At 44.5% G+C, this 16,359-nt stretch carries 11 protein-coding genes; 6 read left to right on the forward strand and 5 right to left on the reverse strand.

What is annotated here, in order from left to right:
* Positions 1–99: 99 nt before the first annotated feature.
* Positions 100–2,067 carry a TonB-dependent receptor gene (locus EXT47_RS17705; RefSeq protein WP_130127200.1) on the forward strand — a complete coding sequence of 656 codons (1,968 nt, stop codon included), beginning with the start codon at positions 100–102 and terminating at the stop codon, positions 2,065–2,067.
* Positions 2,068–2,370: 303 nt separating this feature from the next.
* On the opposite strand, the gene EXT47_RS17715 is transcribed toward EXT47_RS17705, so the two are convergent.
* Entirely contained in the window at positions 2,371–5,796 is a 3,426-nt protein-coding gene (locus tag EXT47_RS17715; RefSeq protein WP_130127201.1) for a GMC family oxidoreductase N-terminal domain-containing protein, read from the reverse strand.
* Between the two features lie 137 nt (positions 5,797–5,933).
* On the reverse strand, positions 5,934–7,136 hold the full coding sequence (locus EXT47_RS17720; RefSeq protein WP_130127202.1) for an acyltransferase: 1,203 nt from the start codon (positions 7,134–7,136) through the stop codon (positions 5,934–5,936).
* Positions 7,137–7,302: 166 nt separating this feature from the next.
* Here EXT47_RS17720 and EXT47_RS17725 point away from each other — a divergent pair, with 166 nt between their 5' ends.
* The 4 genes from EXT47_RS17725 (at position 7,303) to EXT47_RS17740 (ending at position 11,073) form a co-directional block, all read left to right on the forward strand.
* Positions 7,303–8,166 (forward strand): LytTR family DNA-binding domain-containing protein, encoded by an 864-nt coding sequence (locus EXT47_RS17725; RefSeq protein WP_130127203.1) that lies wholly within the window; start codon positions 7,303–7,305, stop codon positions 8,164–8,166.
* Positions 8,167–8,396: 230 nt separating this feature from the next.
* A complete protein-coding gene (locus tag EXT47_RS17730) occupies positions 8,397–9,683 on the forward strand; it encodes a LysM peptidoglycan-binding domain-containing protein (RefSeq protein ID WP_130127204.1) in 1,287 nt (428 codons plus the stop codon).
* A gap of 23 nt (positions 9,684–9,706) precedes the next feature.
* Positions 9,707–10,456, forward strand: coding sequence for a hypothetical protein (locus EXT47_RS17735; RefSeq protein WP_130127205.1), 750 nt, complete (start codon positions 9,707–9,709; stop codon positions 10,454–10,456).
* The gene (locus tag EXT47_RS17740) at positions 10,420–11,073 is read left to right on the forward strand and encodes a hypothetical protein (RefSeq protein ID WP_205991269.1); all 654 of its coding nucleotides are present in this window, start codon (positions 10,420–10,422) and stop codon (positions 11,071–11,073) included. The genes EXT47_RS17735 and EXT47_RS17740 overlap by 37 nt, the downstream gene beginning before the upstream one ends.
* A gap of 3 nt (positions 11,074–11,076) precedes the next feature.
* Here EXT47_RS17740 and thpR read toward each other — a convergent pair whose 3' ends face one another.
* The 3 genes from thpR to EXT47_RS17755 all read right to left on the reverse strand — a co-directional run bounded on the left by thpR (position 11,077) and on the right by EXT47_RS17755 (position 13,385).
* Complete coding sequence (gene thpR, locus EXT47_RS17745) at positions 11,077–11,595, reverse strand: RNA 2',3'-cyclic phosphodiesterase (protein ID WP_130127206.1); 519 nt, start codon at positions 11,593–11,595, stop codon at positions 11,077–11,079.
* A gap of 29 nt (positions 11,596–11,624) precedes the next feature.
* A complete protein-coding gene (locus EXT47_RS17750) occupies positions 11,625–12,347 on the reverse strand; it encodes a helix-turn-helix domain-containing protein (protein WP_130127207.1) in 723 nt (240 codons plus the stop codon).
* A 171-nt stretch (positions 12,348–12,518) separates the two neighbouring features.
* Positions 12,519–13,385, reverse strand: coding sequence for an AraC family transcriptional regulator (locus EXT47_RS17755; RefSeq protein WP_039493209.1), 867 nt, complete (start codon positions 13,383–13,385; stop codon positions 12,519–12,521).
* Positions 13,386–13,669: 284 nt separating this feature from the next.
* Here EXT47_RS17755 and EXT47_RS17760 point away from each other — a divergent pair, with 284 nt between their 5' ends.
* Entirely contained in the window at positions 13,670–16,324 is a 2,655-nt protein-coding gene (locus tag EXT47_RS17760) for a TonB-dependent receptor (RefSeq protein WP_130127208.1), read from the forward strand.
* Positions 16,325–16,359: the final 35 nt, after the last annotated feature.

Here is a 16,359-nt window from a genome sequence, read left to right on the forward strand (position 1 = left end):
ATCCGTCCCATAGAACCACCTTACGTACCTAATAATTTGTTTTATCTGCTTTTTTATTTTTAATAGCGCAATGGAGAGCTTTTTATTCAAAGAGGAACAATGACACGATTTCATCCCTCCACGGCGGCCTATTACGCTGTAATGAGCGTCATAAGTAGCAGCGTTTACGCCAATATGGATAACGCTAAACCGAGTGTTTATGCTGGAAGTTCACTGCAACAGTTTGCAGCACAAGATGCACTTGCAGCCATCGAGCGCTTACCGTCATTCACGCTCATTGAACAAAGTGGTGAGCGCGGCCTCGGAGGCAGTTCTGCCAATATTTTATTAAATGGCATGGAGATCCGCGTAAAGTCTGGATCGGTCTCGGAGCATTTAAAACAACTTCCCGTTGACCAAATCGTTGCGCTAGAAGTGTACCTAAGTCACCACCCATTTTCTTCACTTAAGCAATATAATCAAGTTGTTAACATCATTCGTGATGAAAAAACCAATGCCTATAATTGGCAGCTAGGTAGTGCAATAAATGCCAGTGCCTCCACTGGCATAACAGCAATGGCGGGATTTGTATTACCTAAAGGGCAATGGACACATAGCGGTCATCTTCAAGTTCAAGATGAGCCGTATAAAAGCACCAGCCAAGGTCAGCTGTTCGCATCTAGTAATACACTCGAAGAAAAGAGCGAAGAAACATTTAAAGAGCAAAGTGAGCGAATAACGCTCTCACTTACCAGCCACAAAACCATTCAGGATGGTGCCCTAACGCTCAATGTTCAGGCTGTAAAAGACAACTTGCAATCGCAATACGAATGGCTGTACCGCACACCAACTTCATCCAGCGATGTTGAATCTGCGTTTTCGCAAGAGCGCGATAAAACAAACACTAGCGAAATGTCTATCGATAGGCAGTGGCAAGGTCAGCGCTGGAGCACACAACTTACAGGCTACTACTCAAAACAAAAGAATGAGTTGCACATGTTTGATGGTCTCTCTGCGCAACTTTCAACACCGGGCTTTACACAGTATAAGCGTACTGACGAGCGAGTAATTCGCCTGATGGTAAACGACGCTGTCTCGGAGTTCAGTCTTGAGGCCAGTATCAATCGCGTAAATGCCAACACACTATTGCCCGATGAGCAGTTACACAGCACGATAAAAGAGCTAAGTTTTGAGCCCTTTGCTGCTTTTACTTGGTCGCTTTCACCGAAATGGCGGTTATACAGCAAACTGGCAGCCGAGCAGGCTACGCTTTCGACCAACAGTAGTAAAAGTGAAGATATTCAACATTTCATCGTCAAGCCGTTGGTGCGATTAAATTATGACGCAACAAAACACATTCAGCTTACGACCACCTTAAAACATGAAGTGGAACAGCTCGATTTTTCACTTTTTTTACCAGAGCTCAACGCAGGATTTGGCCGCTTACAGTTTGGCAACCTTGAAATAAAGCCAATGCAGTACACTGAACTTGCGCTGCAAATTGATATTGAAGAAGGTGAAAGATGGCGTTTTAACGTTAAACCTTTTTATCAGTGGCAAAAAGATGTGCATGAATATCAGCAAGATAATCGAGGTGAAAGCATAGTTGCAAATGCTGGGGATGCCGCGCTTTGGGGGCTAGATGGTGCAGTTAATCTAGACTTATCAAGCTGGGTCAACAACAGTCAGCTCAATCTTGATTATAGTTATCGAGACGCATCATACCGTGACGCGCTCACAGGAAAACGTGCGATTAACGGGACTGTTCCACATAGGGCTAGCGTGCAATTTCGACAAAGCTTTAATCGCTTTTCTTGGAGCGCAGAGATTTCCAGTGGGGATAGTTATCGCGAATATTACCCCGATGAGCAATTTATTGAAGCAAGCTCATTGCAATTGACTTTGCAAGCGCAGCTTCAAGTAAGCCAACGCGTTAAGCTCAATCTAGAAGCTTCGCCACTCACGTCTAGATACGAATATCGACGCTTGTACTACAACACCTCACGGGCAGATAGCGTAAGCGCCGTGGAAACGATTCGTGAACGTGTACCACCTGAGTTTGCGTTCACGCTCAGTGGTAGTTGGTAGGCCGATACTAATCGTGCCTACCGACTTTAGTGTCCTGACTAGGGCCTGTTTATCTTTCAAGTTTGTTTTTGCAGCAGTTTGATTGGTATTTATACAAGGCAGAGCCGGCGTAGCATAGTTATTCTATGTGAGTCAGGCGATAACACAGTAGAAATGCCAATCAAGCGCTGCCCTTTGGGTTCACCTGAGTGCGCTTTGTTCATTGTTGATCAACTTTTGCCTAGATTACTAGGCGGCAAGTCGAGCGTCGCGACTAAAACACACTCAGGAGAACAAAAGTCAAACAGCAAAGGTCAACAGGCCCTAATATCGCTCTAAATGATTGAGAATATGTGGAAAAACATCTACATCAGCCTGACGCCCAAAGATACAATCTATGTGCGCGTAATTGGGGATCACCTTACGCGTAAACTGAGCATCACCAAAAGCAAGACAAAGACGTTCATAGGTTTTTTTCGTGCTCTCAGGTAAATAGCATTCGTTATCTGCCCCGCTAATAAATAGCGTCGGCACGTTTAATCGGTTGATGTGTGGCATGTAAACGTCCTTGCCATCTGCATCAACCAGTTTTCCTGCGCGACAAATTGCAGCAAGGTGCTCAAGGGTTTGAATATTGGCTTCGGCAAATAGTTCATCAATATGCTCATGCAGCAAATCGGTTAACTGATCATGACGGTATAAGGAGGCGTACATAAAGGTCACGCGATGGCAGCTGTCATTGTTGCATCGCCCCTGTGCTTCAGCGAGCGCGTACAAGCCTAACGCCTTATCATACAAAGAGGCAAGCCCATTGCTCTGCTGTGGTACTCGCGCCGTTAGCGAGTCTACGCCCAGCCTTTCTAAAAATGAGGGGAGGTGTAAACCTGTTTTCATTTTCGTTGCCATCGGCACCACGACGTCCGCCGCAATTTGTGATGCAACGACACTGCGAACTCCTGAAAGGCCGCTAAGCATAGACATAAAGAAGGTCGTAGCACCATAACAATGCACCACCGCCTGAATACTATCTGCTCCCGTGATGGTTCGGATCTTGTTCACCGCAGCTGGGTAATCGTATTTCGCTACCTGATCGCCATTTGATTGCTTTGCGGCGGCAGGCAACAAAATACTGACTCGATAATCCAATAGCCACACGTCATATTGGTTAGCGACTAGGTACTCGACTAAGTTGGTATCAATCATGTCGGTGGAAAAGATACTCGAAGCAACTCCCAGCCCATGCACTAACATAACCGGGCCCTTGTCACCGCCACGATAACGAGTCAGCGATAGCTGCACATGATCAGCTGTATCAAACAAGTATACTTCAGGTGTTGGAGCCCTTAGCGGCCGCTTTTTGCGCACCAATTCACCACTGTGCGTTTTTTCTTGGTAAAAAATACTGCCGTAACTTTGATATAGAGTGCCCGCAAAAAATTGCCCAAAGCGCGCGATGGCTTTTAAGCGAGCCGCTTTACTCTCGGCATGACTTACACGAATAGTGGCAAGCTGCGTCACAAAATCAATCGGCGCTATTTTCATAATACCGTGACCACATACGGCCCCTTGAGTATCTTCTCCTTCATGAATATCAACAAATAAGGTTGTAGTATCATCCCAAAGATCGAGAGAGTGAGGGTCGTCTTTGATTAACTTAAAGGCATTAAAGAAGTACTGCTTGCCATCCTCCGCCGTTAAATTCATTTTATAGATCATCTTCCGAGTATTTGGAGGAAAGGCCTGACGCTCAAACAAACGAAACTCACCATTGCGAACGGTCAGTGGTTTATCAGAAAGCAGATTGCACTCAACGCGACCCGAAATATGCGCTTTATGTTGTGGGTCGGTCAACATCACCTCTAGATCCGTCGAGGTGACCGTCAATACAAACGACAGCGTTTGGTTTGTTTCTTGACCCTGCTGATAGGCAGCCAAGTAGGTTTGTAAAGAGGTAATGCTTGGCTCTACCACGCGGCTAAAATAGCCCTGCATGCGCTCTGTAAACGCCAACCCTGTTGTAGTCGGCTCAGCGCTACGGGAGCGGCTTGATGGCAATTGATAGTCAATTTGCCAATCATGGTCCTTGGCGATAAGTGCACAGCAGCGCTCCGTCAATGCACTTATCGTAAGCAGCGGATTGACCGCAAGCGACGTTGGAATGATGGCACCATCTGACACATAGAGCGAGTCGTAGCAGGCATCACTCTCTCCTGTAAACACTTGCCCTTTATGATTCACCACCCCTTCGGAACCCGTCTCAGCAAGCCGACAGCCACCTAAAGGATGAACTGTAACCAAGCGATTATTCAACCACGGTGACCAAATTGGGTTTTTAACATAGGTGCCACCGAGCGCTGCTGTCGCTTGAAGCAGCTTTTCACTCGCATGATGAAAATTAGGCTGAGATCCTAACTCTGGCCAACGGATGTTCAACTTGTCTTGCTCTAAAGTTATGACACCTTGGCTATCGTCATGGCTCATTACTAAGTAGGTCTGAGTATGTTTTACCGCACCATGATAAGCGCCTCGCCATTGGCTTTGCCATACTCTCGCTTGCTCCTCCAAAGCGTCATAAAAACCATGATCCGTGTCGAGCCCAACTACACCCGCAGCACTTGCAAGCGCAGCTGGTAACACTCCCGCCATGGCGCCGGGTAAACTTCCCTCTTCAATAATCATTTGTTGCGCGCGTTCGCTCGCTTCACGAAGATCGATTGCACTAGTGATACAAGGCCCTGTAGGCGCTTTGTCTTCAGGCTCTAGATTACCAACCCCAACACCATCAATTTCGCTGTCGCAGTTATAGCCAAAACCCAACATATCGCCATTACCAGTAAAATGCTGACCAAGTTGCGAAGAGATAGCCAAACCGCGACTTTGGCTACGCAATAAAATTTCATTACTGCCCAGCGTGCCTGCAGCCAAAATCACAAGATCCGCCTCAACAAATAACGGTTCAGCAGAAAAGCACTCTGCGCCGGTTCCCATGTCTTGGTAAAACACCCGCCAACCGGAGTCGGTTTTCTCCAAGTAGCGCACGCTGGCCTGGCAATAAATTTCTGCGCCATGATTCCAAGCATCCGGTAAGTAATTCATTCGAGTGGTGTTTTTGGCATTAAAATTACAGCCAGACACACAGTCTCCGCAGTTATTACATGCTTGCTGCTCAACACCCACATGGTTAATGCCATCTTCAGGCGTCGCAAAACATACATTGATTGGCACTTTATTAAAGGGAGCTTCTAATGCATTTGCCGACTGCTGGTGAGCCTTCAGTTTATTCAAAGTTGGGTAATGTTCAGGGTATAAGGCAGGCTTCAGCATCTCTCGAGCCCGCGTGAATCCCTCTTCCAACAAACCATCCTCATCATCTCTAATAGCCTTTGGCCATACTGGATCTCTCAGTACTGCATCTACTGGAGGCAAAGCAACATTGGCATTGATAAGAGAGGTACCACCTAAACCACAACCGACGACGACATTCTGTTCACGGTGCATATGAATATCAAATAATCCCAAATGAGAGCCTTTGTGCCCTGTTTGGCTATTAAACTGCAACTCGCCAGCGGCCTCCAACTCGGTATCCGGAAATTCTCCAGTTAAAAACTCGCGCCCTCGCTCAAGTAGGCAGACTAATTTTCCGGCTCTCGCCAAGCGTGACGCAGCGATAGAACCGCCATAACCACTACCAATAACAAGTACATCGTAATGTGGCTGAATTGCCGCCAGAGGAGAAGAAATTGGTTTCATTTGCTTGATTCCCTCTTCTTATTTTCGCTCACCACCTTGCTCGTGGCGATGCTATCCGTGAAGTATCCTCCATCGGAGGCATACTGACCCTAGCAATAAGAGTAGAGTATTTATTGCACAATGGCGCAGTACACAGGTTAAATAATCCGGAGGATCAGCGGCAACAATAACAAACACCCTACCCCCCAAAGCATTTTATTGTTTGTCAGCAAGGCTGCGCGATACCCCACCACCAACCCAAGAGAACCCAGCTTTGGCACCAGCCAAAACAACAATCCAGAAAATAGCAACGTTCCTGTGATCACCAACAGGCCCTCAAGCACACCACCGAGTTGATAACGGCTCAGCCAAAGCGCCAAGGCAATAATCACGCTTTGATGCCAGAGATAGATGGGAAACACCACTTTATTGAGCCTCGTAAGCAGCGGATGAGGACGGTTAAGATAACGCGCTGCTAATGCCAATATCAACAACACCGCACACACGCGCTGCAACACCAACACAAGACTCCCACCCCAAGTAATGAAGGTTGTGCGCGTATCTTGCTGCAACCAGTAAAAATGATATAAAAGCAAAATAATCATAGCGTTGACTGCACAAACCCACAGTAGCACTTTACCTTGCCGAGCAAGCCAAGCCCAAAACCGATTATGCTTAGCAAGCAGATAACCTGCGAGCAGAAAAACAAATCCCTGAAATTCTCTTTTGCTATCACCTTCCAATGCTAGCTGAGCCCAAAGTAAGCTTGCAAAAGCCAGCACACTTAGTAGATAAGTTGGCCAGCGCAAAGTGATAAAATGCCGGAGCATTACTTGAGGCTTAGAATTAAAGACGATATGCAACACAGCAAGGAGCAAAGTAAAACGCCATAATTCTCGCAAATACCACAAGTGATTGACATCGACATGGGGCCAAATACCGCTTTGATACTGACTAAATAAAGGGCTATTAAAATCAATAAACTGTTTGTAAAAATCAACATACCCAAGCGTTAATCCAGCATTTTGCTGCATTTCTGCGTACAGTTGTACGGGCACAACTAGCCATATGCCAAATAATAGCGGGAGCAATAGCAAAGGAGTACGAAAGAGCATGGCTGTGCATGCACCTTGTTTATCAAAAATATATCTAAGCGCAACTCCCGAGATAAACCAGATAAGCAACATGCGCCATGGTGAGATCAGTAACATCAGATATTCTAGCCAAACCGAAGTATAAGCACTTTTGTAGTGAAAACCCCAATTAGGTACATATAACATAGCGGTGTGATAAAAAATGAGTATCGTAAATGCAATAACACGCAGCCAGTCTAGCTCTACTCGCCGATTTAAATGATCCATGGTATTTCTTTTTGAAAATAAACTTACCCCTACAGTGCGCCAATACAGCGTACAATCAAACGAAATTTGCTTAAATAACAATAGCTAGGGATAAACCGTGGAATAGTGGGATAAAATAAGTGACCGCTTTGCATCCAGTTGCTAGAGTAAAAGAAAAACTCAAACCATGATGTTTTCACGTACCTTTATTCAGCAATACCACCCTTTGATGGCAATGGCATTACTCGCCCTCTTTCTGACGATTAACAACACCTTGAATGCCATTACTCTGATCATGGATGCCAACCGAGATGCGCAGCTCGATTTTGCGCTGTGGGAGCCTTTCGTGTGGGAATATACCAGTGCAGCTGCCAGCTTAGCCTTAATTCCTACCATATCTTGGTATTTAAACGCATTTCCTTGGCTGTGGCATAAACCTGTTAACGTCGCTTTTAGCTTTTTTATTGCCTCACTGTTATTTTGTTTTGGCCATGTTGGCATCATGGTGTTATTACGTGAAACGATTTATTTTAGTTTGCAACTAGATTACAACTTTCACCTTTCTTGGTTTGAACTTATCTATGAATATCAAAAAGATGCATGGAGCTTAGTATTCTTTATTGCACTCATAAAAGCTTATCAATTTAGCGTCTCCCATATGCTTGGTGAAGCATCTCCGATAAAACAAGAAAGCGATGAAGATGAAACACTCCACAAACCTATTCATCACTTATTGGTACGTAAGCTTGGTAAAGAATTTATCGTTAAAGTTGAAGAGGTTGAGTGGTTACAGTCGTCTGGAAATTACGTCAATCTACACGTAAATGGCCGCATTTATCCGCTACGTTCCACGCTTGCTACGTTATGTCAGCGCTTAGACCCCGTTGGCTTCGTGCGTATTCATCGCTCTTTTGCTATTAATGTGTCTAAAGTGGTGAGTATTACGCCGCTCGCCAGTGGTGACAGTGAAATCGCATTGCAAAGTGGGAAAGTATTAACACTCTCGCGAACCTATAAAACACAATTTAAGCACCAACTAAGCCTTGAGTAAGTGAGCAATACGCAATTACCAAGTAACCGAGTGTTATTGCGTTAATTCCATTAATCAATGCTAAATGCTGTAACGCTAAAGTTCATTTTGTATCCATTTCATCACCCTACACTACACAGCCGCAACAGGTAAGGTGCCTATTTTTGCATTTGCACCGAATTTATATACAATCTTATGCAGTTCAGATGCCTCATTGGACTGCATAATAAAAGGATAATAAAAAAGGCTCTATGAAAAACCTCATCACTCCATTACTTGCAGCAATCCTGCTGCTAAATGGCTGTAGCCAAATACAGCAACCTCAACAGAATGAACCAACGCCAGATAACGCCGTACAATCTACTCATAACAAGCCAAAAAATACAGTCAAAGACGAAGCTAAAACGGTGGTTAAAACGCCATATGATCCACTCGCAACTGATGATTTATGGCTCCGTATTAAAGATCAACTCAGCTTTGCCGATTCCGACGATAAGCGTGTAAAACAACGGATTGATTGGTACCTCAGGCATCCCAATTATATGGATACCATCAGTGAACGTGCAGCGCCGCTACTTTATTACTTAGTAGAAGAAGTCGAAAAGCGCGATATGCCAATAGAGCTTGCATTGATGCCGCTAATTGAAAGCGACTTTAATACCCAGGCCTACTCTCACAAGCATGCTTCGGGTTTGTGGCAACTCACACCGCTGATTGCAAAACATTATGATGCCAAGATCAACGCTTGGTATGACGGTCGTCAAGATATCGTAGACTCGACCCGTGTCGCATTGGACTTTTTGCAATACCTCCACAAACGTTTTGATGGTGATTGGTATCATGCCATTGCCGCCTATAACACAGGTGAAGGTAGAGTGCTTGCAGCCATTGAACGAAATAAAAAAGCAGGTAAACCAACTGACTTTTTCCATTTGAAGCTACCGCGCCAAACAAGTCACTACGTACCAAAGCTACTTGCGGCATCACAACTGCTAAAGCATGACTTAATGAAGTTTCCTAAGATCCCTAATCGATCGCTGATCAGCGTTATTAAACTCGAACAACAAGCTATTTTATCTGATCTTAAAGGTTGGAAAGAAGTCGAGGTATTAAATCCAGGCTATGCACGTTTTCCTGCATTACTCGGCGGCCCTGAGCATATTGTAGTCCCCACAGCGCGCGTGTCAGAGTGGCAAACCATGCTCACACACTTACCAAAAATGCCTGCAGATACATGGCAACATTATACTATCCGACGTGGAGACTCTCTCAGCACCATTGCAAAGCGCTACTCGCTAACCGTCGCCGAGTTAAAAGCCTTTAATCAATTAAAGAATGACCGAATTCGTGCAGGAAAAAAGCTAATTTTGCCCATTTTGGCTGACAAACAACTGGACTATCAGATCAAACACGGCGATAGTTTATGGCGCATAGCTAAGCAATTTAATGTCAGTATCGCTAAGCTAAAGCAATGGAACCAGCTATCGACAGATAGACTGAAAATTGGCGATACGTTACTCGTATTTCTGTCGCCTTAAGCCGTAGTGTCAGTTGGATAAATATGTCAGAACATAACAATAATAACTTACCCTCTGAAAATGTAGCCGAAACGCAGGCAGCAAAGCCTGCTCGGCCACAGCCACACAACTCAAGACACTCAAGGGGCTCCTTTAAACTTTCTCGCTCCAAAATGAATACCATTTTGGCTTTGTGTGCGATGTTTATTTCCGCAGCGTCGTTTTACGCCACTTATCTGCAAGCAAAGGCTGCTCAGGAGCAAGTTTCCGCAGCCGAAAAGCAGCTAAAAACTGAAACTTGGCCATGGCTTCAATTTAGCTATAGCAACTTTGATTTAGACTCCACTCAAGCAACCATTCGAGTCGATATTCGCAATTCGGGGACCGGACCTGCCATAATCCACTACATTAAGTACGAGTTTGATGGCGAAAATTACTTTGATGTTACCGAACTTATGGATGCATGTTGCAACCTCAATGCCTATCAAGCAGCCCTAGACGATGCGCAGGAAGAAGAATCGAATATCAATTATCTAAAAAAGTTTGGCTGGTATGTTTCCAGTGCGCCACAAAAGATTTTGCTGGCAGATGGCGACATTTTCAACATTTTTACCATGCCAAAAAGCAATTTTAATCGTGGATTATGGGATAAAATCGACGCCCATAAATCGGTTTTTAAGGCAGAGGCCTGCTACTGTTCTATACTAAAACAGTGCTATACCACGAACGAAAAAGCAGTGATCACTGAGGTACCTAGTTGTTCAACGACACCGACAAATTCTATCAACGAGTAATACAGCATCTATTGCAATTTGAGGGCGAGGTACTGCATTTGTACCTAGATGTGAATGCCAATCCGACGATTGGTGTTGGTTTTCATATGCAAAGTGTTGAGCAATTTTGCCAGTTACCAATGCGGGATAGGCGCTCTAAACGGTCTGCCACCTTGCAACAAAAGCGCGATGAATACCGTAATATTAAGGGCAAACCCAGCGGCTACAAGGCTTCTTGGTATGCGCAATATACCGAGCTTACCTTGCCACCAAAAGCGTCTAAAAAATGTCTTATAGAGCAAATCAAAGAATTTGAACAGTACCTCATTCATTTTCTTGCCAAGCAAGAAACTGGCAGCATTCCTTATCAGCTATTACCGACGCCCGCTAAGATTGCGCTGTTGGATATGGCTTACAACCTTGGTACCAGTAAGTTATTTTTGGCCTTTCCTAATTTAATTAAAGCCGTCAGCGCACAAGATTGGCACAGCGCAAGTAAAGAGTGCAGTCGCCTACATATTAGTCCGGCACGAAACGAGGCCACCAAAAAGCTATTCCTCAAGTGCGACAAATACCAGCGTTATCAACTGACCTGGTTTGAAACTTTGGTTAAAAAGCTAAAGCGTTGGCTGTATTAAAGTTCAGCTCAGAAAAAAGGACTCGATAGGGTCGTAGATCAAGCCACGCTCATTGCGATGAGAGTGGTAGAGATGAAATTTCTTTACCGTGAGTGAAAAAGGCGTAATGGGCTTCGTAACACTCGGCTCTGGCTTACAATTTCTAAATAGTGTGATATGTGGTGAGAACGGATGCGGGTTGTGATAGAGGTCGCATTTTTCCCCAAAAGCACGCAGTGGATTGGCTAAATCAAGCAAAGCTTGTGGTTTTTGTTCGGGCTTTAAGTAAAAAATGCCATTGTGCTGCCAGTAGCCATAGTCACCAAAGGTGAGTGTAAATTTAGGCACCGATAAACTACTAGCAAAATCACAAAGCTCAGCTACTTTTGATTCTTCTACCATAGCAAGAAACGCCAGTGTAAGATGCCAATTACTTGGTTGTGTATTGGCTTTACTGGCACTCACGCTATCCACCAGCCACTGACCGATATGCGCTCGAACGTCGTCATCCATGCCAATACCAAAAAACAATCGCTTTTGCATCTTACACCTTTACCTTAAGGTTTAATAAACTAAGGCTTAACTAACCGTTTGCCTACTAAAGTTAGCATAACCCCAGCAGAGAAGCATAATAAGCCAACAAATTGCAGCCAGGCGTTTTCTACACGCTCACTAAATTTAGGGCCTTGAAAACGATAATGCCTTCTACCATCGGTTACCGTTTCGGTATAAGCGCTTCCCCTATAGTCTGAGGAAAATACCGTTTTTTTGTCTAAACGTTTCGCCATGGCAAGCTTAACTTGCTCCACAAATTCAATATCGCTATTCCTACTATGAGGAACAAGGAGAAAGCGCCACTTTCTATATAGCTCGACGGGCTCACCGGCTTGCAATACACCTTGAGATTCATATTCAAACAACTTTTCACTAAAAAATATCTGTTTGTAGCCACTCCAAAATAACCCAACACCGAGAGACACTAGCAAAATAGCTAATATCGCAAGTTGCTTATATTGCTTTTGTTTTGATTGTTGATGTTGCTTATACCAATATTCGATGTCTGGAATTTGGCTTAATTCTTCACGCTTCCCTTGTGTTGAAAGGGTTTGCATACACTCATCTAAGGATAAATTGAGCGCCGTTAGTAACTTTCTAAATACCTCGTTAGAAGGCACGGATTTGTCGTTTTCTAGTTTAGATAAATAGCTTTGCTCAACACACATTTGCTCAGCTAGCTGGGGTTGGCTTAAGCCTTTCTGTGTACGGATCTGTTTAATAAAGTGTCCTAATGTCATCACGGTCATCCTCGTTTATTGTTGTTGCGACCCGGAACATTCTTGGCAATTCCTTGATAAATACCAAGCTGAATATCTAGGAATAAGCATGAATATCATAGCATTACGAAATATTCACGGTTTGAGTTGAAGTTTTGATTAAAAAGCACAATAAACAGGCCCACGTTCAGATCAATACAATGCCTTTTGGTGCAGCCGTGCGCGAAACTCACTGGGCGTACACGCCTTCAACGCTTGAAAACGACGATTAAAATTAGAAATATTATTAAAACCACATTGATCCGATATCACACTAATGGGAGAGGCGGAGCTAATTAATAGTTTACAGGCCTTGGCAATACGCAGCTGATTGATAAATTCCGTCACAGTACGCTCCGTGCGCTTTTTAAAGAAACGATGAAAGTGATTGGTGCTCATGTGCACTTGCTGTGCAAGCTCATCGGCGCTTAATTTGTCGGTGTAATTGTCATATATATAGGCAATAACCCGGTCGAACTTGTCTTTCGCGGGATCATGGCGGGCGTCAAAGCGAAAGCCGCTACTGGCTAAATGTTGATAGTTCGATGTCGTCATCCGCGTTAACATTTCGAGCAAAAGCACAAAGCGCATTAACGGCTCGGCATCCGCGATTTGCTCAAACCATTTTTTCGCTTGCCTTGCGATTTCCACAGGAAATTTGACGCCACGGCGCGCTGCATTTAACAATTCAGATAAGCCATGTAATTCAGGATGCTGAGCCACTAAAGACTCCAACCAGTGTGCGGGTATTTGTGCAACATGGACAACGTGAGCGGAGTGATCCGGATTCGGTTTTGACTGCCAAGTATGTGGTAAGTCAGGACCTAGGATCACCAAATCTAAGTCTTCGTAAGGGGCGATATGATCACCCACATGACATACACCGACACTGTTGAGCGTCAAACAGATCTCATATTCCGGATGATAGTGCCAATTAAAGGGAATTTCGGGCAATTGATACAGGCAATAACGCCATGAGCACCCGGGAGATGGTAGTACTTTCTCGTACATCGCTCGCATAGCAATTTCCTTTTACATTAATAAACTTATTTAAAATCGGCATGTTATAAATTTTAAAACAACTGCTCGTTACACCTAGTTGCACACCATGCAAATTCAATCACCAAACAATATTAATCTATCGAAATATAGCGACAGCCTGAAGTGCAGTGAAGTATTTTTGTCAAATTACGCTCATTTAAGCGTGAAAAGTATCATTAGTAGATAGAAATATACCGCTTAAAAAACACTCAAGGCGATACCCTAGCTTCTGCCAACAACAAATAGGAACAATGGGCAGAACAATGAAAACAACTAAGTTGAAGCAATTTAAATTGAATAAACTTGCCGCCATCGTGACAGCAAGTACCTTATCCCCCCTTTTACTCACCGCTGCACCATCAGCATCAGCCGAAGAACAAAGCGCAAAAGAAAATGTCGAAGTAATTGAAGTAAGAGGCATTCGCCGCTCGCTTGAAGCTTCAATGAACACCAAGCGCTTTGCAGATGGTATTGTTGATGCTATCACCTCGGAAGATATTGGTAAGTTTCCCGACAAAAACATTGGTGATGCGCTACAGCGTATTTCTGGGGTTACAGTCGACCGCCAATATGGTGAAGTAAGTGGTGTTACTATCCGTGGTACCGCGCCCGAGCAATCACGTATTTTATTAAATGGCCAATCGGTCGCCAGTACCGATTGGTATGATTTGGGTCCATCGACGCGTACTTTTAACATGGAGCTGTTATCAGCAGAGCAAGTATCGGCAGTTAACGTCTACAAAACGCCTGAAGCAAACCTTGAAGAAGGTGCGCTGGGTGGTACAGTGAATCTTGTCACGCGTAAACCACTGGACTTAGATGCACACACTTACATGGTGTCAGCAGAAATGGGCCGCTCTACTTTGTATGATGAAAATGATATAAGTGGCTCATTTTTAGGTAGCTGGAAAAGTGACGATGAAAAATTTGGTGTGCTCGCAGCATACTCTGTTGAGAACCTGACTTCAGGCCGTCACGTTATTGAGTCCATTGGTGGCTACTATGAATATTTTGCGGCGGATCAAGACACGGGACAAGCATCTACAGTGGGCGCTTGGGCTATCGGCTCGCAAGCATTCAGAGCTGAGCGCGAGCGCACCAGCGCGCAACTTACCGCGCAATTTGCACCAAGCGATAACACCGAATTTGCGGTAGACTACTTTCGCTTTGAGTTTGACAATCCACATGTAAACCATAACTTCCTTACTGTAAGTGCCCGTGGTGCAGGTGCTGTTGATGTACAAAACAACGCTGCAGGCGGTACACAGCGGGCGCGTATTTTGCCAGCTTACGCGAACATTATCTACAACCCTACTGTTCGTAACGCCGTAAACATGAAAGTCGATGCCTTAAACTTCAGTGGTAAATACGTCGGTGATACTTTCGAGATTAGCGGTGTTATTGGTCGCTCAACATCTGATGGTGGTACACAGTTTGGTTCCTCAAGTTGGTGGATCCCGGCAACGGATGAGGGTGGAAAAATTGGCGATCCTGCCTTCCCTAACGGTCAAAATAGTATTGATGGCGGCTTTACTTACGATGCATCCGGTCCTTATCAAATTTGGTTTGATTCGCTAGACCCAACCGATGCCTCACAGCTCAAATTTGCTCAGGAATCAAACTTCCAAACTACGGTTCAAGAGCATGAAGTGAGTTATGCACAAGCCGATATCAAGTGGATGCTAGAGCATGATTACTTCAAGAACATCAAAGCGGGTGTGAAGGTTAATAAAAACGAATTTGCACGTATCGCAATACAAAGAAACCCAGCGGATGTTGTTGGTTTTGTCCCTGATGGTAATAGCTTAGCTAACTGGAGTGATGGTATTTTTACCAATCTTCATTCGCAAACGGGCGGACATATTCTTAACTCATACGCCAAGCTCGATGAAGATAAGTGGTGGGATTTTATCACTGGCAAATATGAGGCGGGTGAATTAATCGAGCAGCAAGATTTTGGTAAAACCTACAATGTCGAAGAAGATATGCTCGCTATCTATGTGCAAAGTGAATTCAGCGGTGAAAACTTCCGCGGTAATATCGGCTTACGCTATGTGGATACAGAACAGCAGTCCAGCGGTTATGTTGATAACACGGTGTTCGATGAAACGGTTGACTACGACAACTGGCTACCGAGCATCAACTTCGCTTATGACTACAGCGACGATATTATCATCCGTGCGGCCGCCTCTAGCGTTATGTCTCGAGTTAATTATAACGACTTAAAACCAGGTCTAGCGATTGATGCTAACTTTGGTTCTGCCACCGGTGGTAACCCGAACCTTAAACCTTATGAAGCAGATCAAGCAGATATTGGCGTCGAATATTACTTTACCGAAGCTTCCTTGCTCTCAGCAGCCGTTTTTGTGAAGAAAATTGACAACGTTGTCTTTTCTACCGAAGCGATTGAATATGTAGACGGATGCGGTACCGACCCTTCTAAGTATGATCAATGCCGAGTCACACGCCCACGTAGTAACGGAGACGGTGACGTAACAGGGATAGAACTGCAGCTTCAACATAGCTTTGATAATGGCTTCGGCTTTATTACTAACTACACCTACGTGGATAGTGAAACCACCACACCAGATAATGCAAAAGAAATGGTGCCGGGAGTATCTGAAAACTCATTTAACGGCTCGCTATTTTTCGAAAACGAGCAATTTAGTGCACGTATCGCTTATAACTGGCGTAGTGAATGGATTGGCGTCGGTGCAGCACAAGCGGTGCGCAATGATAGCTACCAACAATGGGATGCATCTTTGGTGTGGCATGCAATGGAAAATCTGGATGTCAGCTTAGAGGGTGTAAACCTGACCAATGAGGTTATTCAATCTTACGACACCAACTACAACTTAACGCAGAACACCATTGAATTTGGTACGCGTTATTACCTTGGCGTCAGCTATAAGTTCTAACCTCGGAGCCCCAGTCACTTGCGGCTGGGGTCATT

It is taken from the genome of Pseudoalteromonas sp. CO342X (assembly GCF_004208915.1).
GTDB classification, from domain to species: domain Bacteria; phylum Pseudomonadota; class Gammaproteobacteria; order Enterobacterales; family Alteromonadaceae; genus Pseudoalteromonas; species Pseudoalteromonas maricaloris.

What these genes read in the sequence shown, in the direction of transcription:
- EXT47_RS17755 (WP_039493209.1), bottom strand. Translation starts at nt 13,385, where the DNA reads ATGCGAGCGATGTACGAGAAAGTACTACCATCTCCCGGGTGCTCATGG.
- EXT47_RS17750 (WP_130127207.1), bottom strand. Translation starts at nt 12,347, where the DNA reads ATGACATTAGGACACTTTATTAAACAGATCCGTACACAGAAAGGCTTA.
- EXT47_RS17705 (WP_130127200.1), top strand. Translation starts at nt 100, where the DNA reads ATGACACGATTTCATCCCTCCACGGCGGCCTATTACGCTGTAATGAGC.
- thpR (WP_130127206.1), bottom strand. Translation starts at nt 11,595, where the DNA reads ATGCAAAAGCGATTGTTTTTTGGTATTGGCATGGATGACGACGTTCGA.
- EXT47_RS17730 (WP_130127204.1), top strand. Translation starts at nt 8,397, where the DNA reads ATGAAAAACCTCATCACTCCATTACTTGCAGCAATCCTGCTGCTAAAT.
- EXT47_RS17715 (WP_130127201.1), bottom strand. Translation starts at nt 5,796, where the DNA reads ATGAAACCAATTTCTTCTCCTCTGGCGGCAATTCAGCCACATTACGAT.
- EXT47_RS17725 (WP_130127203.1), top strand. Translation starts at nt 7,303, where the DNA reads ATGATGTTTTCACGTACCTTTATTCAGCAATACCACCCTTTGATGGCA.
- EXT47_RS17760 (WP_130127208.1), top strand. Translation starts at nt 13,670, where the DNA reads ATGAAAACAACTAAGTTGAAGCAATTTAAATTGAATAAACTTGCCGCC.
- EXT47_RS17735 (WP_130127205.1), top strand. Translation starts at nt 9,707, where the DNA reads ATGTCAGAACATAACAATAATAACTTACCCTCTGAAAATGTAGCCGAA.
- EXT47_RS17720 (WP_130127202.1), bottom strand. Translation starts at nt 7,136, where the DNA reads ATGGATCATTTAAATCGGCGAGTAGAGCTAGACTGGCTGCGTGTTATT.